Annotated in this window: 19 protein-coding genes; 15 read left to right on the plus strand and 4 right to left on the minus strand. The window is 58.6% G+C overall.

What is annotated here, in order from left to right:
* The first annotated feature begins 218 nt into the window (after positions 1–218).
* Positions 219–1,631 (plus strand): sialidase family protein, encoded by a 1,413-nt coding sequence (locus ABIL25_05090; protein ID MEO0081654.1) that lies wholly within the window; start codon positions 219–221, stop codon positions 1,629–1,631.
* 98 nt (positions 1,632–1,729) lie between these two features.
* Here ABIL25_05090 and ABIL25_05095 read toward each other — a convergent pair whose 3' ends face one another.
* Positions 1,730–4,204: a TonB-dependent receptor gene (locus tag ABIL25_05095; GenBank protein ID MEO0081655.1), complete on the minus strand. Its 2,475-nt coding sequence runs from the start codon at positions 4,202–4,204 to the stop codon at positions 1,730–1,732.
* A gap of 677 nt (positions 4,205–4,881) precedes the next feature.
* Here ABIL25_05095 and ABIL25_05100 point away from each other — a divergent pair.
* Positions 4,882–5,430, plus strand: coding sequence for a hypothetical protein (locus ABIL25_05100; protein MEO0081656.1), 549 nt, complete (start codon positions 4,882–4,884; stop codon positions 5,428–5,430).
* Positions 5,431–5,814: 384 nt separating this feature from the next.
* Positions 5,815–8,451, plus strand: coding sequence for a S8 family serine peptidase (locus tag ABIL25_05105; protein ID MEO0081657.1), 2,637 nt, complete (start codon positions 5,815–5,817; stop codon positions 8,449–8,451).
* A gap of 98 nt (positions 8,452–8,549) precedes the next feature.
* Here ABIL25_05105 and ABIL25_05110 read toward each other — a convergent pair whose 3' ends face one another.
* Positions 8,550–8,768 (minus strand): hypothetical protein, encoded by a 219-nt coding sequence (locus tag ABIL25_05110; protein ID MEO0081658.1) that lies wholly within the window; start codon positions 8,766–8,768, stop codon positions 8,550–8,552.
* A 475-nt stretch (positions 8,769–9,243) separates the two neighbouring features.
* Here ABIL25_05110 and ABIL25_05115 point away from each other — a divergent pair, with 475 nt between their 5' ends.
* Together ABIL25_05115 and ABIL25_05120 are read left to right on the plus strand one after the other, a co-directional pair.
* Positions 9,244–9,528 carry a hypothetical protein gene (locus ABIL25_05115; GenBank protein ID MEO0081659.1) on the plus strand — a complete coding sequence of 95 codons (285 nt, stop codon included), beginning with the start codon at positions 9,244–9,246 and terminating at the stop codon, positions 9,526–9,528.
* A 149-nt stretch (positions 9,529–9,677) separates the two neighbouring features.
* Positions 9,678–9,995 (plus strand): hypothetical protein, encoded by a 318-nt coding sequence (locus tag ABIL25_05120; GenBank protein MEO0081660.1) that lies wholly within the window; start codon positions 9,678–9,680, stop codon positions 9,993–9,995.
* Here the strand turns inward: ABIL25_05120 and ABIL25_05125 are convergent.
* A complete protein-coding gene (locus tag ABIL25_05125; protein MEO0081661.1) occupies positions 9,984–10,193 on the minus strand; it encodes a hypothetical protein in 210 nt (69 codons plus the stop codon). The two genes, ABIL25_05120 and ABIL25_05125, sit on opposite strands and share 12 nt — an antisense overlap.
* A gap of 445 nt (positions 10,194–10,638) precedes the next feature.
* Between ABIL25_05125 and ABIL25_05130 the strand changes: the two genes are divergently transcribed.
* Genes ABIL25_05130 through ABIL25_05175 form a run of 10 tightly spaced genes read left to right on the plus strand, consistent with a single transcriptional unit; the run spans position 10,639 to position 26,319 of the window.
* The gene (locus ABIL25_05130) at positions 10,639–13,923 is read left to right on the plus strand and encodes a DegT/DnrJ/EryC1/StrS family aminotransferase (protein MEO0081662.1); all 3,285 of its coding nucleotides are present in this window, start codon (positions 10,639–10,641) and stop codon (positions 13,921–13,923) included.
* Entirely contained in the window at positions 13,902–14,906 is a 1,005-nt protein-coding gene (locus tag ABIL25_05135; protein MEO0081663.1) for a hypothetical protein, read from the plus strand. Before ABIL25_05130 ends, ABIL25_05135 begins: the two co-directional genes overlap by 22 nt.
* 47 nt (positions 14,907–14,953) lie before the next feature.
* Complete coding sequence (gene murJ / locus ABIL25_05140) at positions 14,954–16,234, plus strand: murein biosynthesis integral membrane protein MurJ (GenBank protein ID MEO0081664.1); 1,281 nt, start codon at positions 14,954–14,956, stop codon at positions 16,232–16,234.
* The gene (locus ABIL25_05145) at positions 16,212–17,660 is read left to right on the plus strand and encodes an O-antigen ligase family protein (GenBank protein ID MEO0081665.1); all 1,449 of its coding nucleotides are present in this window, start codon (positions 16,212–16,214) and stop codon (positions 17,658–17,660) included. The genes murJ and ABIL25_05145 overlap by 23 nt, the downstream gene beginning before the upstream one ends.
* A complete protein-coding gene (locus tag ABIL25_05150; GenBank protein MEO0081666.1) occupies positions 17,657–18,952 on the plus strand; it encodes a glycosyltransferase family 4 protein in 1,296 nt (431 codons plus the stop codon). Before ABIL25_05145 ends, ABIL25_05150 begins: the two co-directional genes overlap by 4 nt.
* Entirely contained in the window at positions 18,909–19,571 is a 663-nt protein-coding gene (locus ABIL25_05155; protein ID MEO0081667.1) for a PIG-L deacetylase family protein, read from the plus strand. Before ABIL25_05150 ends, ABIL25_05155 begins: the two co-directional genes overlap by 44 nt.
* Positions 19,572–19,576: 5 nt before the next feature.
* The gene (locus ABIL25_05160; protein ID MEO0081668.1) at positions 19,577–20,698 is read left to right on the plus strand and encodes a hypothetical protein; all 1,122 of its coding nucleotides are present in this window, start codon (positions 19,577–19,579) and stop codon (positions 20,696–20,698) included.
* A complete protein-coding gene (locus ABIL25_05165) occupies positions 20,683–21,909 on the plus strand; it encodes a glycosyltransferase family 2 protein (GenBank protein ID MEO0081669.1) in 1,227 nt (408 codons plus the stop codon). The genes ABIL25_05160 and ABIL25_05165 overlap by 16 nt, the downstream gene beginning before the upstream one ends.
* Entirely contained in the window at positions 21,902–24,124 is a 2,223-nt protein-coding gene (locus tag ABIL25_05170; GenBank protein ID MEO0081670.1) for an aminotransferase class I/II-fold pyridoxal phosphate-dependent enzyme, read from the plus strand. The genes ABIL25_05165 and ABIL25_05170 overlap by 8 nt, the downstream gene beginning before the upstream one ends.
* Positions 24,121–26,319: a polysaccharide biosynthesis tyrosine autokinase gene (locus ABIL25_05175; GenBank protein ID MEO0081671.1), complete on the plus strand. Its 2,199-nt coding sequence runs from the start codon at positions 24,121–24,123 to the stop codon at positions 26,317–26,319. The genes ABIL25_05170 and ABIL25_05175 overlap by 4 nt, the downstream gene beginning before the upstream one ends.
* A gap of 100 nt (positions 26,320–26,419) precedes the next feature.
* Here ABIL25_05175 and ABIL25_05180 read toward each other — a convergent pair.
* Positions 26,420–26,668: hypothetical protein (locus ABIL25_05180; protein ID MEO0081672.1), on the minus strand; the 249-nt coding region annotated here is incomplete at its 5' end.

Consider the following 26,668-nt stretch of genomic DNA (forward strand, 5'->3'; position numbering starts at 1 on the left):
TCTGACCAACTCCTTTCATGGTAAGGGCTGGTCAGATTATGCCTCCTGTTTCGAGTACTTTTCTTACGTGAGGCAACGGGGTAGCTTCGAGTACATTTTTGGTGAGGCAACGCGACAACTTGACGCAGTCGCCGGATTTCATACAATGCACACCGTCCGCGAGCCATCATTCTAAGAGGGCGCCGCAGATAGATAACATAACCAAAGGAGTTGCTCAGATGGTTTATACCCGTGCTCGGTTCGAGAGGCGTGCGGCCGTTGTCCTGCTCACGGCCGCATGCGCAACATTCGCACTGGCCGACTGGCTGCCTGAGGTTCGACTGACCGATAATCCCAGCAACGTCTCAACGCTGGGCAGTGGCTCGCGCTCGATCTGCGCTGCCGGCGATGTGGTCAACGTGGTCTGGAAGGACGACCGTGCCGGCAACGATGACATCTATGCGATTCGTTCCGTTGATGGTGGCGCCACGTGGCTGGCCGAGCAACCGCTCACGAGCGACGAGGAGGTTTCTCAGCACGCCGCCATCGCCTGCGACGGCAACCTGGTTGTGGTCGTCTGGGAGGACTACCGGGACACGAATCCGGAAATCTACTACAAGGTCTCGCACGACGGCGGCGCGAGTTGGGGTCAGGACAGTCGCCTCACAGTGGACGAGGCCAGCTCGGCCAATCCGTGCGTGGCGGTCTGGGGTCAGACTATTCACGTGGTCTGGCAGGACAGCCGGGACGGCGGGCCGGAACTCGTGTACTACGCTCGCTCCGACAACGCCGGCGGCAGTTGGACCCCGGCGATGAGGATGGACCCCCGCGACAACGGCTCCTGGACAGCGTCGGTGGCGGTCTGGGACACGATGGTGCACATCGTCTGGAACGGCTTTGATGAGAGCAGCACGTATCCGGCCGTGTACCACGTGAGTTCGTTTGACCGCGGCAATACCTGGGACCCGGTGAAGCGGCTGTCTGACGCGAACAGCACTCAGCTCTTCCCGATGGTGTCCGCCTGGGGAAGCCAGGTTCACGCCGTCTGGCAGGATTCGCGCAACAATACCCGCATCTACCACAGGCGGTCAGACGACGGCGGTCGGAACTGGAATGAAGAAACGATTGTCTCGGCCGGCGAGTTCTTTATGACGATTCCGTCGCTTGCGGTTGTGGGCCAGAATGTCCACGTCGCCTTCCACGACAGCCGCAACGGCAACGGTGACATCTACTACCAGCGCTCCACCGACGGCGGCAATACGTGGTACAACGAGGACTACCAACTGACGACCAATGAGGAAGACCAAGCGTTTGTTTCTGTTGCCGCGGCTGGAACAGCGGTGCATGCGGTCTGGACCGACGCGCGACACCTTACCGACCTCGAGGTCTATTACCGACGTGACCCCAGCGGAAGTTGGTTACAAGATTCGCCCGGTCACGGACGTCCTGCTCTTGCGCTCCATCCTAATCCATTCGTGGGTATGACACAGGTGCCGGGGCGAGAGAACGAATGTTTTGTGGCGTTCGACCTAGCTGGCAACCGAGTCGGCAGATATACTGGAGCTGGTATCGGAGCTGACTTGGGGCCTGGCGTCTACTTCCTGCGCAACACGACGGGCACTGTCGAGGCCCGTATGGTTAAGATGCGCTAGAGACATCCTAGTAGGTGAAGCCGGGGGCTTCTGCCCCCGGCTTCGCTTCGTGATGAGCCCCGCGTGTCACGCAATCCGCCGGCGCTCCGGTTCACACCCTATTCGCCGAACTCCCCCTGGCTGCCGGTACCAAGTTCGTCTGTGCCGGTTTCAACCGGCTGGCGCCGCTCAGGCCGGTAGTTATTGAAGTTCCAGACCAAGTTCAGGCTGACCGAGGGCGACTGTCGTCTGAACTTGAAGTAGTTGTAGAAACCCTGTCCCCGCGACTCTGACTCCCAAGCAGCCGTGCCAAGCAGGTCGCGCGCGCTCAGGGTGAGCACCAGTTGTCGGTTGAGGAATGCTTGTCTGATTGCCGCATCGGTCCATAGCCGACCCGGCTCGGCTTCCTGAGCCGAAATCTCCGGGCTCTCGTATCTTGCACTGAGAGTAATCCGGGTCTGGGTCGGTAGCCGAATTTCGGTTGACGCACGGCCCTCCCAGCGAAACCGCGAGGTATCGAAATCTGCGCCTGCGACAGTTCCTTTCACCCGATAGTTGAAGACATCTCCGGTCAAGTCGAGATTCAGCCACCTTGCCAGTACGAGGGTGGACGTCGCCTCGGCACCGAACGAGTAGTCTTTGCCAACATTGGCTGCGGTATGGAGGATGACACCTGGCGCATATACCGTCCGGATGCGCTCAACCTTGTCGTTGGTTACGCGGTAGTAGCCTTCAAGCGAGACCCGGCTTTCGCCGAAGGATCGTTGCCACCCGGCCTCGAAAGCGTCGGTAACTTCCGGTCTTAGGTCTGGATTGCCCCGGCGCAGGTTGTAAGCGTCCATTCGGGTAGTGAACGGCCATAGTTCCCAACCGCGCTGTCGCTGGATACGCCGAGTATAAGAGGCCATTACCTGGTGCCCGGCTGGCAGTTCATAGGAGGCATGCAGAGTAGGGAAAACATCCCAGCGTCGGAACGCGAATCGGCCCGAATCACCGGCATCCACAACCCGGTCCGCATACTCAACCCTGAGTGCAGGTTGCAGACCGAGCCGGCCGAACTTTCCAGCGTATTGAGCATAAAACGCCTGGCGCAGCTCGGCGTAGTTGACCAAGTATCCGTATTCAGGCCGGAACTCAAAACTATCCGAGACGGGCGAATACTCCCATACTTCTTGTCTGGACAGCGCATTGTGCAGGGCTGTGGCTGAGCCGGCCTCGAGCTTGTCCTCTTTACGCAATGGTAGGGTGTAGTCGAGCTTCAGGTCAACGGGCTGACGCGGGCCTGACTGACGGTCTTGTCGGCCGCTGATGATTGTGTCGGCAAGGCTGTCCAGCAGAATACTTGTGGAGCGTTCGTTGCCATACATTCGACGATAACTCACGGCGATGGCGAGCTGGTGGCCTTCTGGGCCAGCGAGTCCGTGTATGTGATCCAGGTTCGCAGCAATGAAGTCGCCGCCGTGGTGCGATGTGTCCCGGCTTAGCTGGACTAGGGTGTCGTTCGCACCAGGTGCGGCCCAGCGCCGGTAAGACGCGTCCTGACCACTGCCAAAACCGCGGCTGCCGTAGTTCAGGTTGAGACTGGTACGAACCTTGCCAGTCCAGCGGTATTCGCCGCCGGCACGCAGACCCCAGAAGCGGTGCTGCCGGATACCACTGCCGTCAGAAAAGCTGCGGATGGTATCAGGCGCCGAATCCGACCAGGTGCGGACGTCAGTCAACCGCGTGCCAGGAAAGCGACCGAGGTTGAAATTGCCGCCACCAAATAGGTTAAGTCGGTCAGTCCGAAGACTCAGGAGCAGACTGGTGCCGGTACGAACCGGCCAGCCGCCGTCGGCCGACGCCATGCCGGAAAGCCCGCTTTGGCGCTGTTTCTTGAGGATGACGTTGATTATGCCCGAAACGCCTTCTGGGTCATATCTTGCCGAAGGGTTGGTGATGATTTCGATTCGGTCAATGGTCGCGGCCGGAATCTGCTGCAGGGCCTCGCTGCCATCGAGGGGCGAGGGACGGTTGTCAATAAGTACGGTGAAGTTCTGGCTGCCGCGTAGGGTGACATTGCCCTCAGCATCTACCTTGACCGAGGGTGCATTCTCCAGCACGTCAACCGCGGTGCCGGACGCCGCGGTAGCGAGTCGGCTTACGTCAATCACCTTCTTGTCAATCTGGTAGGACAGAGCCGGTCTTTCCGCGGTCGCCTCAACGCCTTTGACCGCAAGTACCGTCTGTCTGAGCTGGATGCGGCCCAGGTCAATTTGGGCCGCGGTCGCAAGTTGAATGTTCTCAATCCGACGGGGCTCGTACCCGATGAACGACACGTCAATGTAGAACCGGCCGGCCGGGACCCCGGTCAGACGGTACCTTCCCTGGGCGTCCGTGACTGTACCAGTCACCTGGGACGAATCTCGCTGCCGGTAAAGGACAACATTGGCATACTCGATGGGCACGGATAAGTCTTGGTCGTACACCTGGCCAGAAATAATCCCTTGGCCAGCACCAGGTGGGCCAGGAGGTATTGGTCCGGGCTGCGCGAGCGCAAGAAATGAAGACAGCAGCAGGACAAGAACAGATGGCGATATTTGGTGCTTGGTCATATGAGTTTAGACACTTTACCAGGCTGAAGGCTGCGGTCAAATACGGAGAAGCTGCGTCCTAGCCTGACAGAACTTTGGCATTGGATTAGTGCCAGCGCGCGCTACACCACTGAACTGAGAATGCGGAGCACAAGAAAGAGCCCCGGCATGAGCCGGGGCAGCAACAAAGGACTGATGGCTCCCCAATGACCGTGACATGAGTTCACGGCGGATCAGCCGGGAACCAGTTCGGCTGAACCACTCTTATCTCAGCTCTGGTGGTAACGCCAGGCCGGGTGAGTCCCACTGGCATTTGCAGATTAGCCCGCCCAATACTGGTGTCAAGAATTTGGTTTGCAGTGATTAGTTATTGAACACCAGCTGGTTAGCGCGAGTTGACAAAATACATGGCATGTCGTGTTGTTTGGTCGCTCCTATGTTATTGATGTTCATCAGGTTATGAACCAACAACCCTTCTGCTGCCGCCTGGACATAGCTGTTGTTGTAATACCTTACAAAATAGTGAGTTACACATTGGGGGCTTGTCCCTAGTGTGTGGTGTATAATAGCTTGTAGATCAATATGTTAGGTGGTAATGTTGTCTGGGTTTTCTTTGGACGTGGACTATACATACGGTTGGTTGCGTCTGGGTTGGTACGGGGTTGTCAAGAATCGGAATCGGTGCTAAAATTCTTGCAGTGAGTGCGTTACAGTATGGCGTGGTTGTGCTCCCCAAGCTGGACAGCGAGGAGGAGATTCAGCGGATTCGCGAGGAGTATGACCCGTGGTACTATCAGATAAGCCCATACATTCCTATGGTTGAACCCTTCACGCCGGCAACTTTGGGTGAGATGGAGAACGTGAGCGATTACATCAGCCTTGCCCGCCGCGGGTTTCACCCATTTGCGGTGAGCTTTCGTGCCTGCATTGAGGCAGACGACCGGCTTTTGCTCCCGCTGGAAGGCGGCAGGGAGGAGTTGATTGTGCTCCGGCGCAATCTGGTCGGCCCGGGTACGGCTGAGGCTATGGCTGGCGCGGAGTATGAGCCACGACTGGTCATCGGCAGGGTACCGGACCCGCTGCGTCGCAGCGAAGCACTGGCTGTGGTTGCGCGTATCGGTAGAATACTTGGGGTGGTTGATTCGGTGTCGCTCATCGAGGTTGCACCCAATCGCGAGATGAAACTGGTCGCCAACTTTCCGTTCGGAATTGGCCGGGTTGACTACTTCGACCGGCTGCGTGCCTAGCACTGAGTTGAACCGCTTGGGCCGGTTCTGACCTACAAAGACTAGTGAGGCGGAGTGAGAATACGAAGCGGCAGATCCGCACCGACCGGAACGGGTAATATCGCATCGGCCGGCTGTACGTCGGACAACATCATGTCGCCGCAGTCAAACGTGACTACTCATCCGATAGCGTTTTCCTGACCGGTGCCGATTCGGCCACGTGAAATCACAGGGTTGATTTCACCATAAGCCCCCCCCCCCCGGCCTAGAGGCGGGTAGTTCGGTGGTCCGATTTCACCCTCGGGCCAGTACCATGGGCGTTACACAAATTGTGCTTGCATTGGCCCTGAAAGCAGTGCTATAATGGTGTCGAGGCGGAAGAGTTACTAACTAAAGGAGCGACCGATGAAACATAACCGTATACTGGCGGTGCTCATGCTCATGGCCGGTATCTGCCTGGCCGTACCGAAGTTGAGCCTGCCTGAAGAAGTGACCGGGCCGATGACGATAAGCCTGCTGCATGGTTATTCTTTCGACCCGCTCAAGAAACTGCCGCAGTTGCCCCCGGAGCTCACGGCCACCGAGCCTGAGGGCGAATACGCGTACTACATGATTCAGTTCCCAGGTCCGGTCCGGCCTGAATGGAAGGCCGCGGTCGAACGCTTGGGTGTGAAGTTTCTGTGGTACGTACCGAACTATACGTTTGTCGCACGGGTGCCGGTAGAGCGGGCTGCAGCGGTCAGTGCGCTGCCCGAGGTGCGCTGGATGGGACTTGACCAGCCGGCTTACAAGATATTCCCGGGTTTCGAGAAAGTTACCGGTCCGCAGACGCTCATTGTCGTGTTCCACTATTATGAGGACGAATTCGAGTTGCTGCGAAAACTGGCCGCGCTCGGCGCAACTGATTTCCTGACCGAGTTCAATGCCGTGAACAAGTCGGTGAAACTGACGGTTGACGGAAGTCAGATTCCGGCCATCGCACGGATTCAGGGAGTGTACTGGATTGAGCCGTACGGCGAGATAACGCCGGACAATCAGAATATGCAGTGGGTTGATCAGCACGGATACTCGGCATCCGATACAACCCGTACGATCTGGCGCAAGGGTGTGAATGGAACAGGGATGCTTGTCGGCATCACCGATACGCCGATGAATATTGCCCACGACCAGTTCCGCGATCCGGTGAACAACACGCCCGGACCGAATCATCGTAAGGTCGTGGCCTATCGTGGTACCCAGGGTTCGGACCAGCATGGCACCCATACGACCGGGACCTTGTGCGGCAGCGACGACCCGGTAGGTGGTTCTTCTTGGCATGACGGACTGGCCAAGGGCGCACGGGTGTTCTTCCAAAACTACAACTCGCTGCCGACGAACTGGGACATGAACGTCTGGTTCCGGGGGCCGGATTCTGGTCTGGACGTACGATACGACTCAGCCCGGGCGCTCAATCACTCGATGTCGCTTTCGCGCAAGGATACTTTCAATACCTACATTTTCACCGACATGACCGCAGACCAGTTCACCTGGGCCCACCGCAAGTTCCTGCACTGCAATTCAATGGGCAACTACGGCACGAACCAGATGGGACACCCGGTGATTGCAAAAAACATCATCTCGACCGGGGGTACCCAGAATGGGACTTCGTGCCGGAACATCTACTCGTCGAGTTCGCGCGGCCCGACGCTTGATGGCCGTCGCAAGCCGCAACTGGTCAGTCCGGCTGAGAACCTGTATTCGGCCAGCTACTCCAACCCATCCGGGTATGCAGCACTCACCGGAACTTCGATGGCGACACCGAACATGACCGCTGCGATGGCCCTTATCCGAAATTACTTCCAGATGGGGTTCTATCCGACTGGCGACACTCAGACCGGCACGAAAATGGGCATCTCGGCAGCGCTGAACAAGGCAGTCGGCATCGTCGGCGCAGATAACGACATTTCGGGCTATACCGTGCCGGATAACAATGTCGGCTGGGGCAGGGTTGACCTTGACTCTTCGCTGTATTTTGCCGGTGATCGAAGCAAGCTTTGGGTTATGGATGATACCATTGGGCTCAATACCGGCGATTCGGCCCTGTACTCAATCGAGGTTGTCAACGATTCGAATCCGTTCCGCGTGGCACTTGTCTGGACCGACTATCCGGGCACGATGCGGGCGGCATTGATTCTTGTCAACAATCTGGACCTGACCGTGATTTCGCCAACCGGGACAGAGTATAAGGGCAACGTGTACTCAGGCGGACAGTCTGCAACCGGCGGGGTCTACGACACCTTGAACGTTGAAGAGTGCACGCGCAGGAACCTGCCTGAAGTTGGAATCTGGACAATCAAGGTTAAGGCAAAGAACGTCCCCCAGGGACCGCAGCCGTATGCGCTGGCCGCAACCGGAATGATTACGGTTGCCGCGCCGCCGCGGCACGACGTTGGTGTGAGCCAGATTCTTGCGCCAGTCGGTGAAGTTGACTCGGGAACTGTGGTCACCCCGCAGGTGGTAATTGTCAACCTTGGCAATTCGGCCGAGACATTCGACGCGGTGATGAGAATCGGCACGTCATACACTGATACCCAGACTGTGAGCCTTGCGGTTGGCCAGACCGACACGGTTGACTTCCTCGACTGGGTTGCTACGCCTATCGGCGTATTCCCGGTGAGTTGCTCAACGATGCTTTCCGGCGACATGAATCCAGCCAATGACATAGCGGTGGATACGGTTGAGGTAGTGCCGGTGGTCGGAGTGGCCGAAGAAATCGGACTGCCCAAGGCATTCTTCATGGACAAGGGCCGGCCCAATCCATTTACCGGCCAGACGGTTATTCGTTACGGACTGCCGCGTTCAAGCCAAGTTGAGATAGCGGTGTACTCGATTGCGGGCGAGCGAGTCAGGACTTTGGCGAGCGGCCGACACCAAGCCGGGTACTACCTGGCGAGCTGGGACGGCCGGGATAATCACGGTCGCAGTCTTGGTGCTGGCATCTACTACTGCCGGTTTGTCACTGACCAAGTCAGCGATACGAAGAAGCTCATTCGAGCCGAATAGCGGTTCTCTGCAACTAGACGCGGGCCCGAGCTCGGGCCCGCGTCATTTCGGTGTGTCCGTTAGGACAATACATCAGTGAGTTATGTATGGTGTGCGAGCTAGCGCAGAAGCACAAGGCCAAAACAGACGGTTGTGCCGGTGAGCTCTACGTAGCTCCGGGCTGTCCATGCCAGCCCAGAGCAGACCTGGGGTCTGAGCTCAAGCGTTAGAACCTCGCTCAGCCCGAAACTCAGCCCGGACCTGACAACCTGACTGAAACAACCTCTGAACCGGCTTCTGAACTTACCCATCAGACCAAGACTCAAATGCCATCTCATACATCCTGTGATGTAACCAGAGACAGATTATCTCAAGTCCTTACTCACAGGCCAGTTGAGAAGCCCCCTGAACGTTCAGCTCAACCCTGAAGTCAAAGCCAGCCTGACCTCGCATCTCAAGAGCGGTTTCAGAACGCGACTCAGATGGGGAGTCACTCCCCGGGTCACTGGGTAACCCCCTGCCTATGTCCTCGCTCCCGGGCTGGGCTACCGGCTCTGCGCCATATCATGCTGGCTATCAATGAGTTGTGCAGTCACTCCCAGCCGGTAGCACTTTCGATGCTCACCGGGCACAGCCTGGTAAGTACTCAGCCGGATTACGCTCGTAGCTATTTCTGGCTGCTTTGGCAGGCGAATGACTACTGTTCGGCTGAGACAGATACTATGACCACAGGTTCAAACCAGGACAGGGTCAGCACGCCCGGGGACCGTGGGAAGCTTAGCTAAACATCCAGCTGACCTGAAGAGAACGGGTATGCGGGTCATAGAGGCGGGACAGGCAAAGAGAATACTAGCCAACCTACGTATCATACCGACGATAACCAACGTAGCTGCGTACCAAGCTCCAGTTCTTGCTCTCGACATAGGGAAAGTCGTTCTTCCGGTACACCCGGACCGGGTGAAGCGCAATTTGTGCTCATCGGCAAACTTCGCCAGCGCCTGGTTGATAAACTCGCTGCCATTGTCCGAATGGATGGCAGTAGCCGGGGAAGGTGCTGCCCGCAGAATGCTCTTCATCGCCAACATCACCCAGATGTGAGCCTTGTTGCGTAGCACCCGCAATTCGGTCCAGCCAGTGGTTATCTCGGTGACTACCAGCGTGTAGGCAAACTTACCGCAACGACTCTACCCTCCGTGACTTAGCAAATCTATCTCCAGATACCCAAGCTGCTTTAGGGGCTTGTCGTAGTGGGTTTCTACTGGAATGTGCTTCTTGAGCCAGGGGGCGAAGGGGTTGGACCTGTAGCGGCGTTTGGCCAGAAGCTCGGCTCGGACTGGCCGGAGCAGACGGTCCACACTAGACGGGCTGATAGTCTGGAGCTTAGCCTTGACCTCGGCGGATGCTTTCTTGAGCTTGGGATGACAGAACAGTCGTTGGGGGTTGAGGCGGATGAAGTGAGCGAGATGGATGGAGGATGGGTAGCGAGCAAGTTGCCAGCAAAAGAGCAGATAAGGCAGTATGTCTGGGCCGTAGTGCTTCTTGCGGCCGTGGCGCTAAAGGAGTGAGCAGGTGGGGTCTGCGATGATAGTAATGCTCGTTGGGGTAGTCATGTTCCTGCCGGCGTTGCAGAGCATGAAACTGAGATACTTCCGGCCAAGACGTGTGAGGTGTGTCAGCCTGTTTAGCAGCGTGGGCTTGGCCTTCTTTCTTGTGGCCCGATACTTGGGGGCATTGGCAGAGACGATGGACCTCTTAGCGGTCACGGCGTAGAGTCCTTCTGGATATTGCGGCTACCATCGGGTTTCTCCTTTCGGTAAGACCTAAAGAATGCCTGTGGTAGCCTGCTTTTTCAAGCCCAAACAGACCTGAATCCATTCTGACGAAAATCGAGCTATTGACTGACGGTGTTGTCATGCTATACTTTATAGGCGAGAGCAAGGGGCGAAGTCTGATTCTCTGGTATTCGCGATGCGGCACAATTTGGACGAGTAAAGCAGGGCAAGAGCCCTAGGATGGGTCGCAGGAGAAACGGCCCAGAAAGGAAATCACTGTGCAGCATCGGCGTCCGGGGGCGCCAAACAACAATACTACAGACTACCCGTATGATGCCTTGCGTCCGGGCTTAGGTCCCGAGCGCAGCATTTCGTTGTCTGATGTCCACATACCCGAGGGTGTAGGCTTCTTGCTAGCTATAGGAGGGATTGAACCATGAGACAGCACGTTGGGCTGGTTGGAACCGGATACTGGGGAAAGAATCTGGTCAGGGTATTCAGCGAGCTCGGAGCACTGGCCGCAGTTTGTGACTCGGACCAAGGCCGACTCGACAGACTCGGCCTTGCCGCAGACGTTAGGAGATATGAAGGCTACGAACAGCTGCTGGAGGATACCGCAGTTGATGCTGTAGTCATTGCTACGCCGGCTGCAGCTCACTACAAGATGTGCCGGCAGGCGCTTGAGGCCGGTCGTGACGTAATGGTCGAGAAACCGCTGGCACTGTCGGTCGAGCAGGGCCAGGAACTTGTCCAACTTGCCGAGGAACGCGGACGAATTCTAATGGTTGGCCACATCCTGCGCTACCATCCAGCGGTCGGCAAACTTGTTAGGATGATTGCCGATGGCGAATTGGGCCGGGTTGAGTACGTGTATTCCAACCGGCTGAATCTGGGAAAGCTCCGGACCGAGGAGAATATTCTCTGGAGCTTCGCACCGCACGATATTTCGGTCATCCTTGCGCTCGTCGCCGAGCGGCCGGTAATTGTGTCATCGCACGGCGAGGCGTTTCTACAGAGGAACGTTTTCGATGTCACCCTGACCGCGATTGAGTTTCCAAACGGAGTGAAAGCCCACACATTTGTTTCGTGGTTACACCCATTCAAAGAACAGCGGTTGGTCGTGGTTGGCAGCGAACAGATGGCGGTGTTTGAAGACTCACGCCCCCAGGACAAACTGGTCTGCTATCCGCACAGGGTGCAATGGCAGGCCGGCAAAGTCCCGGTAGCGATGAAGGGTGAGCGACGGGTCATTGAGGTGTCCGATGCCGAGCCCCTCTTGGTTGAATGTGAACACTTTCTTGAGAGCTGTGAGACGAGAATTCCGCCCCGCACCGATGGGTACGAAGGGCTCGCCGTGCTCGAAGTGCTCGCCACGGCCGAGGTGTCACTCAAACAGGGTGGCAAGCCGGTCCCCCTGCCCGCCGGGTCCAATGGACGCTGTCGCCACGCCCTGTCCCAAGCAGTGCACTCCAGCCGTCAACTCGTCGCCGCTGCTGTGCCGACGAACCAGTCCAGAACGCAGTTGCTGACCAATGCCAGCCCGGCCATGACCCGGAGCAACAAAGCCGGTGAGCCGGCAGCAGGCGATTCCCCGCTAGCCACCCTCTGTTTACCTTGCGGGGTCGAACGCAGAGCTGAAATTCAGGGTACAACATCCGAGATTTCGGAAGTCACTGGCTCCCGGTGGCCGACATTGGGCATCTTGCACCCCGAAGTCTTGACTGAAACCGGGGCAGGCCGAGGACGAGACCGCGGGGTTGAAGCTCCCGATACCCGGAGCGAGGCACGGGACTGTTTCATCCATCCGACCGCAGTGGTAGATGACGGTGCGGAAATCGGAGCCGGCAGCAAGGTTTGGCACTACACCCACGTCTCAACCCGGGCCCGCATTGGCCCGAGAAACATTCTCGGCCAGAACGTGTTCGTGGCCGAAGGCGTTGTGACTGGCGCCAACTGCAAGGTGCAGAACAACGTTTCTCTATACAAAGGAGTGGTACTCGAGGACGATGTTTTCTGCGGGCCGTCCTGCGTATTCACGAATGTCATTAATCCGCGTGCTTTCCTTGAGAAGAAGTCGGAGTTCAGACCGACCCTCGTGAAGCAGGGAGCGTCCATCGGCGCGAATGCAACCGTTGTATGCGGCCATACGCTCGGGCGGTACTGTCTCATCGGAGCGGGCGCGGTCGTAACCCGCGATGTGCCGGACTATGCGCTCATGATCGGTGTGCCGGCCCGTCAGCAGGGCTGGGTGTGCCGGTGTGGTGAACGGCTCCGGTTTGCAGCTGGGCAAACCGGCTGCCAGAAGTGTGGCGAGCAGTACGAAATGGAAAACGGCAAGGTGAAGCCGAGAAAGGCGTTGGGGGCCGGGCATCCGACAGCTGGAATCCGTGACAACCCGGACAGGTTTGACTGGCACCAGATCAGGCAAGAATCCGGGATTCAAAGGCAAAGTCCCGGCCTACGAGTACAAAGCGCTAGTGAACAAGTGATCAATCAGGCTTCGCCCCCGCGGCTCCGTGACGGGCATCGGTCGGCAACAATTGCTTTTCCGATGCTTGACCTCAAGCGGGAATATATGTACATGAAGGTCGATATTGACCGTGCACTCGAGCGGGTACTCGAACACCAGGCCTGGATAATGGGACCGGAGGTCAGGGAACTGGAGGCGGCGATTGCACAGTACGTTGGCACAAAGTACGCCGTGAGCTGCGCGTCCGGTACCGATGCTTTGGTACTAGCCTTGCGGTCCCTGGCGCTGAAACGCACCGGCCGGGAATACTTCACCCGGCAGGAGGAAATCATCACTACGCCGTTCACGTTCACTGCGACTGGTGACGCAATTCTGCGGGCTGGCGCGACACCGGTATTTGTGGACATCGAGCCGACGAGCTTCAACATTGACCCGGAGAAGATTCGGAGCGCGGTGAACGAACGTACGGTCGGCATCCTGCCGGTGCACTTGTACGGGCAGGCATGTGCGATGGACGAAATCATAGCCATTGCTCGCGCAAGAAGTCTGTTCATCGTCGAAGATTGTGCCCAGTCGTTTGGCGCCGACTTGGCTGGCCGTAAGTGTGGCTCGTTTGGTGACTGCGCCGCATTCAGCTTCTTTCCTTCGAAAAACCTGGGCGGCTTCGGCGACGGCGGCATGGTCACAACCAACGATGCGGACCTTGCCCGGCTCTGTGACATGCTGCGCAAGCATGGTGGCCGGGACAAGTACAACGTGGACCAGCTCGGGTATAACAGCCGACTAGACACGCTCCAGGGAGCGATACTCCTGGCCAAGCTCCGTTACGTTGATTCCTTCAACGACCGCCGGAGGAGAATTGCCGCCTGGTATAACCTTGCGCTCCAGAACCAGGCAGGGGTAAAGGCACCGGCGCTACCGCGTAACGGTGAGCACGTGTTCCACCAGTACACGATCAGAATACCGGAAGCAGCAGACAGGACACAAAATACTGCAGACCGGCGGCGTGACCGAGTAGCGAAAAAACTGGCGGAACGTGGAATAGCAAGCATGGTGTACTACCCTGTGCCACTGCACAAGATGAGAGTGTTCGCCGGCCGGTCACGAGCTGGCAGTAGCCTGGCTGAATCGGAGCGGGCGGCGGCCGAGGTGCTGTCGCTGCCGATAGAACCGCTACTTTCGCACGAGGAGGTCCAGACGGTGATCGCCGCGATGGAGGAAGCGCTCGAGTGTCAAGAAACCGTCGCCTGAAGTGCCGGCTCTCGAAGGAATCTCCGGCGCAAAGCGCCGGCCGAATGGTCCACTTTCCATACACCCTGGTCCTGACCCATGATGTTGACCGCCTGTCGCTCCGCAGCATGCCCTTGCTGGGCCGCGAGCAGCTAGCACTACTTAGGGCGTTACTGCTTGGAAACCTCTTGCGTTGGCTCAGAGGGCGCCTCGACATATGGGATTATCTCTGGTCGCTGGTCGTGGCCGTGTCGCTGCCGCTGGTGCTTCTTAGACTTGTGCCGGATCCGCTAGAGCGCAGTATCGAACTAGTGACGACACTGGAGGACGACTATGGTGCACGTTCGACGTTCTTTTTCATACCGCTTGCAAACGAGCCCGGACATGTCACATCCGACACGCCGGCGGTGAAACATCGGGCGGCTTCGTACCGGCTTGCCGAACATGCTCGACTAGTCCGAGCACTAGTGGCAGGAGGTTGGGAGGTTGGTGTCCACGGGATTGACTGTCACATCAGCCCGGTACCAGCGGCACGTGAACGGGACGAACTTGCAGCGCTGGTCGGACCGGACTATCCGATTGGTGTCAGGATGCACTGGCTCTTCTCTTCGCCAGTACTGTACCGCAACCTCGCCCAGGCCGGCTACGTCTACGATGCTACGCTCGGGTCAAACGACGAAATTGGATTCCCGGAAGGTCGGTACAAGCCGTTCCGAGACGATGCCACCGGATTGATCATTGTACCACTCTGCATTCAGGATGTAACGCTCCTGCGCGAGGACCACATGAATCTGGAACCGGAACAGGCCTGGCGCCGGATAACGATGGTCCTGACCAAGGCTCGTGAGCACAGGGCAGTCGTGACAGTACTCTGGCACAACGACTCGTTCTTGCCACCCCGGTGCTGGGGCGGGCTCTATCGCCGGCTATTGGAACGGGCGCGGGATGACGGTGCTCGGATACTTTCAATTCAGGAGTTGCTGAGAGACGAACAACTGCTATGAGTTGTCTGTCTTTGACAATCAGGGGGCTTATCTGGCAGCGGTACACGGTGCGCCGCGGGGCTCTGATCATCGCTGTCATGACAATTCTTGCCAAGGCACTCGGCTTCGTGCGAGAACTGCTGATGGCCTACTTCTTCGGTGCCGCCGGCGTCATGGATGCATACCGTGTGGGCGAAACCGTGAACAGCCTGGGTGCGGGAATGGTCTCCAGTTTGTTCGACGTTGCCGGACTTCCTCTCCTGGTTGAACGGAATGCGCGAGCCGGTGAGCAGGCCCAGCGGCAATTGTTCGCATCCCTCTGGACGACCGGTGCACTCGTCGCAGGTTCAATTGCCTTACTGACGCTTGCGCTGGCACCGTTGTGCGTACGGCTGTTCGCACCCAGACTTTCCGGCCCGACGTTCGGGCTTGCGGTTACTACCACTCGAATACTGGTTCCGGTTGGATTCGTGACGATCATGGTTGGTGCGTTTGGCGCCTACTACAATGCGCGGCGGCAGTTCGCGGTGCCGAAGCTCGTGGACCCGGTTATCAACGCCGTGGCTATCGTTGTCCTCGTGTTCTGGGCCCGGCGTGCTGGCGTTCTCGGACTTGCTGCCGGTTGGAGCCTCGGTCAGATTCTTGGTCTGGCGGTTGCGATTCTGCCCCTGGTGATGACCGGACACAGGTTGGTACGCACCTTGTCCGACCCAGGAGTTCGAGCGTTCGTCAAACTTGCCCTGCCAGTACTTGCGGCCGGTGCGGTACGGCCCTTGACCATAGCTGCGGCCCGGGCGTTCGCCTCGTTCTTGCCAGAGGGGAGCATCGCCATGCTGGGATACGCGGACCGGCTCTTCGCGTTTCCGTGCTACCTGCTTGCGGCTTCGATTTCTACGACCTTCTTCACTAAGGCAGCAGAGCTGGCTGCAGCCGACAAGCACGGTCAACTGCGGGAGCAGACTAACCGTCTACTGAGCAGATTGGCGGCAATTCTGATTCCGACCAGCCTAGCTCTCCTTGTGCTGGCCCGGCCGGTTGTCAAACTGCTCTACGAGCGGGGTGCTTTCACCGGGCAGGCGGCTGTCGGAACAGCAGCGGCACTGGCTTTCCTAGGCATCGGCCTCTTCCCATTTGCTGCCGTCTCTGTGCTTAGCGCGGCCTTCCGCGCAAGGAGAGACGTGAGGACGCCGGCTTACGCGGCGTTTGCCGGTGCAGCGGCAAGTATCGCTCTCGACCTACTCTTGGTGCGGCCAATGGGGGTATCAGGACTGGCACTGGCCAGTTCATGCGGACTTGCCGTGGCCATGAGCTATCTCTGGGCAAGGTTTGAACGAAGGCACGGGGGGTAGACTGAGGACCATTGTACTTGATTCCGGGGTTCGGCCAAGTCCGGACCCGACGCCGCTGGCAATCGGCCTAGCGGCATGTCTTGGTCTTGTTGGGCTAGCACTCGCCATAATGCGCCTGGGCGTTGCGGTCGCCTGGTGGGTCCTCGGGTTGAGTCTGGCCGGGCTATTGGTTCTTCTGCCCGAAGTATGCCTTGGGCTCCTTTTGACCGCCGGCGTTTTCAAGTCGGCATTGATGGAAATTCTACCGTTTAGCATTGACCCTACCGTGATGCTTGTCTTGCTGCAAGGGGTCGGCGTTGTGCTATGCCTACTGCGAAGCGGATTCAGCACAATTGTCCCACCGCAGCGGCTGTTTGTGGGCTTCGCATTGCTCGCCGGCGTAATGCTGTTTTCGTTGCTTCTTTCCGACGCCAATCCGTATGCCCGAGAGAAAATGGTACGGTTCGCATTTCTTACTGGCACGGCTACGGTTGCGCCGATTGCGGTGGTTCGGTCAGTGCGGCAGTTCCGGCGGTTCCTTGTGACCATCATCGGCCTTGGAGTCCTGATGGTCTTGCTTGGAACTGTTACTGGTGAGGGACTGGTGGCGTTTGGCGCGACCCACATTGCCACCGGCCGCGTCGTGGGGTTCGCACTCATCGGTATGCTGTTCTTTCTGCTTGAGTCATGGGCAGTATTGCCGGTGAGACTGTTCCTCATTGCCGGCACCGGAGTGTTGGGCCTGGGCCTTCTTTACTCGGGCAGCCGCGGCAGCCTGGTCGCATTTGCGGCTGCACTCGTAGTTACTGCCCTGGCGGCGGTGAGTATTGGGCGTGGCTGGCGCCGGACCATGTCCGGGCTTGTGGTCCTGGTCGTGGCTGTCATAGTGGTTTCTCTTGTCGCACCCGCAGCGGCGGAAACCATGAACCACCGAATGAGCGATGTGTTCACTCGAGGCAGATCGGTGGGTTCGGTGCTCGGTCGGGTGAGACGTGCCGAAGAGGCGTTGGAACTGTTCCGGCAGCATCCGGTGACTGGGGTTGGCATCGGCGGGTTCGACGCCGCACGCGGCTATTCGGATGCTCTTCGCGGCGACTACCCGCACAACATCATGCTCGAAGTTGGCTGTGAACTCGGCCTTCTGGGAGTAGCAGCACTGGTCTTCCTGGTCGTCAGCGGAGTGCAGCTTCCGATTCAGGCACTGGTTCGGGCACAGTCGCGCCGCGACCTTGCCTTGGCTGCGACGGTACTGGCAAGCGTGGTTTACTTCTTGGTCAACGCGATGTTTTCGGGAGACCTGAACGACAATCGGATGCTCTTCGCCACAATCGGGCTGTGCTGGGTGTTGCCAAAGATTGGAGCTCAAGAAACCAGTCAGCGGCAAGGGGCGGCATCGCAACCAAGGAACCAGAAACTGAGCAGGCTGTCAACGACTCAAGGCTCATGATAGCATGCCTCGTGACAACAGTACACGAAGCCGATGACGCGAGAATATTTCATAAACAGGCCAAAACACTTGTCACGGCCGGGTATGAAGTTGTACTTCTTGCGCCAGGAAAAGAAAGACACAAGAACGGAAAGAGAACCAGGATGAGGCCGGACGAAGGTGGACGTGTGCTACAGGACCGAGCGAACGAGCCGGCAGGAAGATTCCGGGCCGGGATGCCAGAACGGTCGCAGCGGGTGGCCGAAGCTCCTAAGACCATCTATCTGCCGATACCCAGGATGCGATTCCTGCGTCTCGTGGCTGGCGGGACCGTTGCCCTGTTTGCGGCGCTGCGGCAGCGGGCCCAGGTTTTTCATCTGCACGATCCAGAGCTTCTCCCCATCGGGCTCGTGCTCAAGGCAGTGGGCAAGAAGGTCATCTACGATGTGCACGAAGACTACCCGGAACAGATGCTTACCAAGCACTACCTGCCTGTGCCGGTGCGCCGGGCCGCAAGCAGCCTTGTGAATCTGGTCGAGAAGGCGATTGCCAGCCGGCTGGACGGAATCGTCTGTGCCACTGAAACCATCGCCGGAAAGTTTTGGCCGACTCGCCCCGGACTCCGGGCGCGCAGCGCCTGGGTCACAGTTGTCCGCAACTATCCGGTGTTTTCGGCAAGTCTCCCCAGACAGCCGGTCATGGGTAACGGAAACAGGTTCCGGCTAATACATCTGTCAGAGACGCTCACGCCAGAGCGCGGTATCGCCAGCATGGTGCGGGCGCTGGAGCGGCTTGACGACCGGTTCGAGCTGATTCTTGGTGGCCGATTCGTTACGGCGGCGTACGAGAACTTTATCAGGAGTCTTGCGGGCTTTCGGCGGGTGCGTTTAGTCGGCCGGGTTCCACACGAGCAGGTCTGGGATTGGTATCGCGCGAGTGATGCCGGGCTGGTCTGTCTTCTGCCGTTGCCGCGCTACCAGGCGAGTCTGCCAGTGAAGCTGTTCGAGTTTATGGCCGCCGGGCTTCCGGTAGTTGTCTCGGACTTCCCAAGATTTCGGGAGGTAGTCGCCAGAAATCGCTGCGGGTTCTGCGTTGACCCCGAAAATCCGGACGAGATTGCCGCCGCGGTCCGGTGGCTGGCGCAGGACAGAGAAATGGCGCGTGAAATGGGCGAGCACGGTCGTCAGGCTGTTGCCGAGACATACAACTGGCAACAAGACGCCCGGCGCATGCTTGAGCTGTACGACCGAATTCTGCGTTCCGGGCAGAGTGCAGCCCAGGGGCAGTCCGTGCTGGGGGTACGTCGTGTTTGACCGAGTGTTGTTCCTGGGTGCGCACACCGATGATGAATTCGGGTGTTCTGGCAGCATGGCACGGTTTCTAGCAGAAGGCAGGGATGTATTCTACTGTGCCTTCTCGCCCTGCGAAGAATCGGTCCCGGCGGGCTTTTCTAAAGACGTGTTGCGTGACGAGTGCAGGACTGCGATGGCAGTTCTTGGTGTGCCGGAAAGGAACTATCGGCTGCACTCGTTCCGGGTGAGACACCTTCCCGAACGAAGACAGGATATCCTTGAAGAACTGGTCAAGTTACGTCAGACTATCCGGCCGGACCTAGTTCTGGTGCCGGCAAGTTCCGACATCCACCAGGACCATCAGGTTGTTTACCAGGAGGGACTGCGGGCATTCAAGCACGAGACCGTGCTGGGCTACGAACTGCCCATGAACACAATTACTTTCCGACATGCCTGTTTTGTCAGACTCAATGAGGAGCACCTTGAACGTAAGCTCAGAAGTCTTGCCTGCTACGTGTCGCAGCGATTCCGGACCTACACCCAGCCGGAGTTCATCCGCGGCCTGGCCCGTGTAAGGGGCGTTCAGGCTGGGGTGGAATACGCTGAGGCGTTTGAAGTAATAAGGTGGAGCTGGAGATGAAGCAAATGGGTTCAATAGGTCCACGCAGCCAGAATTCTGGCGGACAGCCTGACATTCGGGCAGATGAAAGAGATATCAGCCCAGATGTAGAGTTCGGGCCGGACGTGAAGATTCGTTGTCGAAAAGTGAAGGTCGGTCAGGGGTGTCGTGTTGGAGTTGAGAACCGGGACAGTTTTCGGTTTGCGACCGGAGTCAGGATTGAGTGCAATGAGCTAGAGTTGAACGCCGGATGTACAATTGGACGGGCCGTGATCATCGAAGGCGGCCGGCTGCGATTTGGATGTGGGTGCCGAATCGGACCCGGAACGGCCATCCGGGTCAATGATGAGCTTACCTTGGACAAATTATGTCAGCTCGGCGTGGAGAATGTAGTTGAGGGTCGGAAAATCAGCATCGGCCGTGAACTATGGACCGGGCCGCAGGTAAGAATCGGCGGCGGCTCATGCTTCGAGATTCAGTCAGAGCTAGTAATGGGTTACTGGTGTCATCTTGGCATGCGGGTGTTCGTAAACACTGCTCGCAAGGTGACCATCGGGAACGAGGTGGGCATTGGAACTGGCAGTGCAATCTTTACCCATGGTGCGTATCAGTCTCCGCTAAACGGATACCCGGTCAGCTTCGCACCGGTTGAGATTGAAGACAATTGTTGGATTCCAGGAGCGGTCATAACCCCGGGGGTGAAGATCGGCCGGGCTGCGGTCATCGGCGTCGGCTCAGTGGTCACGAGGGATATACCAGCCGGAAGTTTAGCCGCCGGCGTGCCGTGCCGGGTGATAAGCGAAGGTGTTTTTCCGCGTCCGCTCACTACGGACGAACGCAGGACATTTCTTGGACGGTTTCTCGAAGCCAGCGGCCCGGTGCTGGCCGATATGCTCTGCAGCTCAAGGTTCGAGATCCTGGGCACGAGTCTGAAGCTACCCGGCCTGGCCGAGGTTGAGGCCGACGGCGAATGGCTAGTCGTTCGATCGAACCAGGGAGATGATACGCGGTTTGATTTCCGTGCCCGGACCGTAACCGGGCCCGCAGATCAGTTGACTGAGAAACTGCGTGACCTATTGCGTCGGTACGGGATCCGTTTCTTTGCCGAGGTATGTAGCGGTAGGTATCGTGATTGGAGGCAGAGCTGAGCGAGCCATATCGCCTGCCGCTGGTTAGCCTGGTAATGCCGGGTCGGAACGAGGAGAAAACAATCAGGCAGGTCATCTGGTCTGTACTCAGACAGGACTACCCCCACGACCGGATGGAGTTTCTGTTCGTGGACGGCATGAGCACCGATAGTACGCGACGCATCGTTGAGCAGCTTGCCCCGCGCTCTGCGCTGGGAATCCGGTCGGGAATCGGTAGTGCAACAGTTTGCTGCCGCTCAAGAAGTGCAGGCAAGCCGGTACTTTCCCAAGGCTGGGCCGGATTCCCGGCGTCGGACACTGGATCGCTGTCCTTTCGGGTGATTGCCAACCCGCAGCGGACGGCGGCAGCCGGGCTCAACGCCGGTATCGCCGCGGCCCGGGGTGAGGTCATCGTTACTCTGGGCGCGCATTCCGAGTATTCACCAAACTACGTCTCAGGGGTGGTTGCGCGGCTGCAGGAGACCGGGGCCGATGCGGTTGGTAGTGTAGCCGTGACCGTTCCTGGCGGACAATCGAGGATGGCGTGCGCGATAGCCGCAGCACTGTCTTCGAAGTTTGGGGTTGGCAATTCGATGATGCGGGTCGGCGTAAGCCGGCCGCAGGAGGCCGACACTGCCAGCTGTCCTGGGTACCGGCGGACCGTATTCGACCGCATTGGTTGGTTCAATACCGGGCTCGTACGCAATCAGGACATTGAGTTCAACTTGAGGCTGCGTCGGGCCGGCGGAAGGATCGTACTCGACCCTGAGATTACGACGTTCTATCGGGCCCGGGCCAGACTGCGGGACGTTGTCGTAAACAGCTTCCAGAACGGTTACTGGATCATCAGGGCCGTGCGGATTGCGCATCTGCCGTTCTCACTTCGACACCTCGTGCCACTGCTGTTTGTGGGCACGCTGTTGCTCAGCGCAGTTGCCGCGTGTGTCTGGACGCCGGCAGCCGCTGGTCTTGCGGCGCTTAGCGGCTGCTACATCGGGGCAGATCTCTTGTTTGCAGTCCGGGCGGGAGTGAAACACGGGCGCAATCTTATGTTGCCATTGCTTGCGGTATTCCCTGCGCTTCACCTTAGCTATGGATTCGGTTCATTCTGGGCTCTTCTGACCGTCTGGTTCTTGAGCCGGCCAACTGGCTGCGTAGAACCCATAGCTCCCAGCCGGCGAGTCGGAACCTGGGCTCAGAAGCTCCTAACTGGTTGGAGGTATGTTGGATAGCGGTGCGATACTTCTGACCCTCGGCTCTGCATTCGCCGGTTCGCTTGGAGTCAATTTGCTTCTGGCCAGACTAGCACAAAGGCGCGGCTGGTGCGACTGGCCGGACAACCGACTGAAAATCCACGGCCGGCCGGTGCCCTTTGTCGGCGGCGTCGGAGTGCTGGCCGGGCTTGTGCTGGCTGCGGCCGCGCAGCCGGTCGGGTGCAGATTGCCTATTCGCGCAGCCTGGATTGCAGTTGGACTCATTTCACTGGCAGCTGGGCTCTGGGATGACTTCCGGTGGAAGAGCAGGACGGTTCCTCTGACAAAGCTTGTGGTTCAGGTTGCTGTTGCACTGGTCGCCGGTTTTCTTGTAACGTTCACCGCGGCGTTGCGGCACCCCCTGCTTACCCTTGCAGTGGCTGTTGTATTCGTACTCGGAGCAATGAACGCCCTGAATCTAGAGGACGGCATGGACGGTCTAGCCGCTGGCGAGGCGATAATTTCCAGCCTGGGGATTGTTCTGGTCGCTGCTCGAGATAACGACAGGTCTCCATTCCTGGCCATCGGCCTAGTCGGAGCGCTGGTTGGGTTCCTGGTACTGAATTGGTATCCTGCCAGGATCTTTCTCGGTGACAGCGGCAGCCATCTTGTCGGCGCAATGCTCGCAGTGCTTGTGCTTGGCGCGTGCCGTGGCCGAGGCCTGATCGCTTTACCCGGTGCAGTGCTTCTCATCGGGCTTCCAGTACTTGACACCGCGTGGGTCATTATCAGACGCCTGACACGTGGCCGGCAGGTCATGGCTGGAGCCAGGGACCACCTTTATGACGTCGTCCACCAGGCCGGGGTCCCGGTACGGACGACCGTGCTAGTTTGCTGGCTTGTTCAAGTTCTGCTGGTTACCAGTGGGGTCCTGTTTCTGAAAGGGGTAACAGTGAGTTTTCCTTTATCCGGAGTTGACATCGGTCGCCAGGAACGGGCTGCAGTCCTGAAAGTCCTGCGTTCGGGTCGGCTGGCACTAGGCCCAGTTGCGGCCGAATTCGAAATGGCGCTAGCAAGATATGTCGGCGTAAGACACGGGGTGGCTGTTAGCTCTGGGACCGCAGGACTGCACCTCCTAGTGCGCGCCATGGGTCTTGGTCCGGGCGATGAGGTCATAACCACGCCATTCAGCTTCGTAGCCTCGGCCAATTGCCTTGTGTACGAAGGTGTGCGCCCGGTCTTTGTGGACGTTGATGCTGAAACCCTCAACATTGACCCGAACCAAGTGGAGACGCACGTCACGCGGCGGACAAAGGCCATCCTTGCTGTGGATGTGTTCGGAAGGCCGGCTGACTGGCCGGCGCTCCGTGCAATTGCGCACCGGCACGGACTAAGGCTGATTGAAGATTCCTGCGAGGCGTTGGGGGCAGGTATCGGTTCAGCAGGCCAGATTCGGCGCTGCGGTAGTTTCGGGGACGCAGCTGCATTTGCGTTCTATCCGAATAAGCAGATTACGACCGGCGAAGGTGGAATGATCGTCACAAACAACACGAGGATTGCTGAGCTCTGCCGAAGCATGGCGAACCAGGGACGCGCTGGTGGCGTAGTGTTGTACAGCGGGTCTAGGCGTCGAGGACCCAAGGGACCAGGCTCAGAGCTCCGCAACTTGACCTCCAGGACACCTGGCCACTGTTCTTCCTGGTCATCAGTTGCAGGGTGTTGGCTGGAACATGTACGCCTCGGTTACAACTATCGGATGAACGAGCTTGCCGCCGCGCTCGGGTTGGCACAATTCCGGCGCCTGGACACGATTCTCGCGAGACGCCAGCGGGTGGCGCGCTGGTACAGCAGGATGCTGGCCGACCTAGATCAGGTTAAACTGCCGCGTGAGACCCCGGGCATGGTGACAAGCTGGTTCGTTTATGTTGTGCGGCTGAGCAACCGCTACACGAGGCGGGACCGTGACCACCTGCTCTTAAGCTTGCGGCGCGCCGGTGTCGAGTGCGGTGACTACTTCCGGCCGATACACCTACAGCCCTTCTACCAGGCGAAGTTTGGATACCGACGAGGAGACTTTCCGGTTGCTGAAGCGGCCGGTGACCGCACTGTTGCCTTGCCCTTCTGGGGACGAATGACGAAAGAAGATGTGCAGGCGGTGACTGGGATACTGAAGCGGGCCCTGGGAGTAGCGAGTCGGGCGCAGACCAGCACGAGAATTGGCTCTTGGGCTTTCCGAGAAAGGAGACCAAGTTGAGCGCGTCTAGTACCAGTGAAGAAAGGACAAAAGCAGAGACATCAGCGCCCGGACTCCGGGCTAACACCGGCAGCGAAGCACCGGCCTTGTACACGTATTACTGGGACGTTATGGTACGCAGAAGCCGACTGATGATGTTTGTGTCGGTCGGGGTTACCGCAGTGGTATTCTTGGCCGCGATGCTCCAGCGGCCCGAGTACCAGGCAACCGCGTCGCTGCTTGCGAGTCAAGAGGATGGCAGTGCCGGCAAGGTGAATCTGTTCGGCAGCCGAGATGGTGCTAGCTGGTCGGCACGTGGACCGAATCTGGCCAATCACATCGAGATGCTTCGCAGTAATACCCTGGCGGCGCTGGTCCTCAAAGCACTGCCGGAGTCGGCGCGCAACCTGATGAACCGGACCGGACTCCTCGACCCGGTACGTGTCCAGCGACTGATTCAGGTGCGGCCAGTCCGCGACGCTGATGTCATTAGACTCTCTGTGCGGGCGCCAAGTTCAGAACTGGCCCGGGAACTGGCTGAAGCATATGTAACTACCTATCAAGAGTACAGCCTGACCCGTAGCCGCGCGGACATAAGTGCGGTTCGAAATTTCGTCGAGCTGCAACTAGCGGCGGTGGCAGCGCGCCTTGATTCGGCCGAGACTAGTCTTGAAGAATTCAAGCGTTGCCAGAGTGTGGTTGATATCACCCAGGAAACGAGAGCCTTGGTCGAACGACAAGCCCAGGTGCTAGTACGTTACCAGCAGGCCAGCGCGCTTCGAGCTGGCCTCGAACAGCGACTAGCATATCTAAAGTCTGGACTTGCCGAGTACGGCACCGAAGGGCCGGTAAGTGCTCTGGCCGAGGAGCTGGCCGCGCTCCGAACCGAGCGTGCGAGCCTTGTTCTTGCGGGCTATGCCACGACCAGCCCGCGCGTCGAACAACTTGACAGGCGGCTGAGGGCAGCCGATGAGCGACTGCGGGCCGAACTCGGGCAACTTGCGGACCGTCCTGCAGCCGTGGACCCAGCACAGATTCCGCGTGCCTTCGAACGGATATTCGACCTGGAGCCGCAATTGGCCGAGGCACAGGCCACAGAGGCGGCGCTCGCCGAACAGGTCAGAATGTGTAATGAGGAACTTGCCCATGTGCCGGTCCAGGAACGCTTACTTGCCCGGCTGACCCGTGATGTCGAAGTAAATCGGCAGGTTTACTCACTCCTTGCCCAGCGTCGCGAGGAAGCGCGGATTCAGGAAGCAGGTCGAATCTGTGCAATCGGAGTAGTGGACCCGCCGCAGGACGGTATCAAGACCAAGCCGAACCTGCGCAACAGTACGATCGTAGCGCTACTCGTGGGGTTGTGCGTCTCGTTTGCAGTGGTCCTGACAGTTGACCGACTGGATAATAAGGTGCGGGTTCCTGAAGACCTGGAACGGCAGGGTGGGGTGCTACTGGCTAACATCCCGCGCTTCGTCGCCCAAGTCATGCCTCCGACCCAGGTAAAAGCAGCGACAGACGGCGACGGTTCGTCGTCGTCTGTCGCTGCGGCCGAATCATTCCGGGTGTTACGCACAAACATCCAGTTTGCCACTGCCGGCCGGCCGACTCGGACCATGCTAGTTACCTCAGCCGGGGCTGGAGAAGGCAAGACGACTGTGGCCGCGAACCTTGCACTTGTAATGGCCCAGTCTGGGAAAAAGACACTGCTCATAGATGCTGACCTACGTCGTCCGAGACTACACGCACTTTTTGAAATACGCAAGAAGCCGGGCCTCACGGACGCAACACTGCTCGGCGTGCCGCTGGATCAGGCCATAAGACCTGGGCCAGTCGAAGGCCTGAGCCTACTCTGTAGCGGTACCCTGCCGCCTTCGCCGGTTGACTTTCTGAACTCGACGTTGTTCGCAAGAGTGCTTGAGCGATTGGCCGGCACCTACGAATGCGTTGTCTTCGACTCACCACCGGTACTTGTATCAGCGGACGCTGCGATCCTCGCATCGAGACTAGATGCGGTAATCCTAGTGGCAAGGATGGGTCAGACCGACCGACGCGCCCTAGCCGAAGCCGGAAAGGTGCTGAACCAGGCCGGCGCGCATACTATCGGCGTTGTCGCAAACGAACTCAGGCCCAAGCCGGCCTACGGCTACCACAGGTACCGGTATCGCTACTACCACTACCGCCATAGAGGAGCACTGAGTCCAACGGGAGCAGACTAGACACTCTTCGCAACAGGGCTGAGCCGTACTCCTGAATACACTGACCCCTTGCCGGCGCTCTGCACCTGGCCAATGAGCATGGCACAAGTCCTCTTGGTGCTCAGGTCATAAGGAAGCTGTAGTGGACTAGGACATCGTTACCAGGGAGATGGGTTACGTATTGGGGCGCGTACTCGTCCAAGAGGAAGATGGGAAAACAGGCAACCGTGTCCGGTAGCACGACGCCATTCTCCCGTAACTGCGCCAGCGGCGTGTTGCCCTTCATGTCGTGCCCGAAGTGTGGCCGTCGCACGTTGTAATAGTACTGCCACCGCCCAGCATACTCAAGAAACTCGCCTACGCTCCCGAT

The sequence above is a fragment of the candidate division WOR-3 bacterium genome (assembly GCA_039801365.1).
In the GTDB taxonomy this organism is placed as follows: Bacteria; Hydrothermota; Tepidihabitantia; order Tepidihabitantales; family Tepidihabitantaceae; genus JBDRUN01.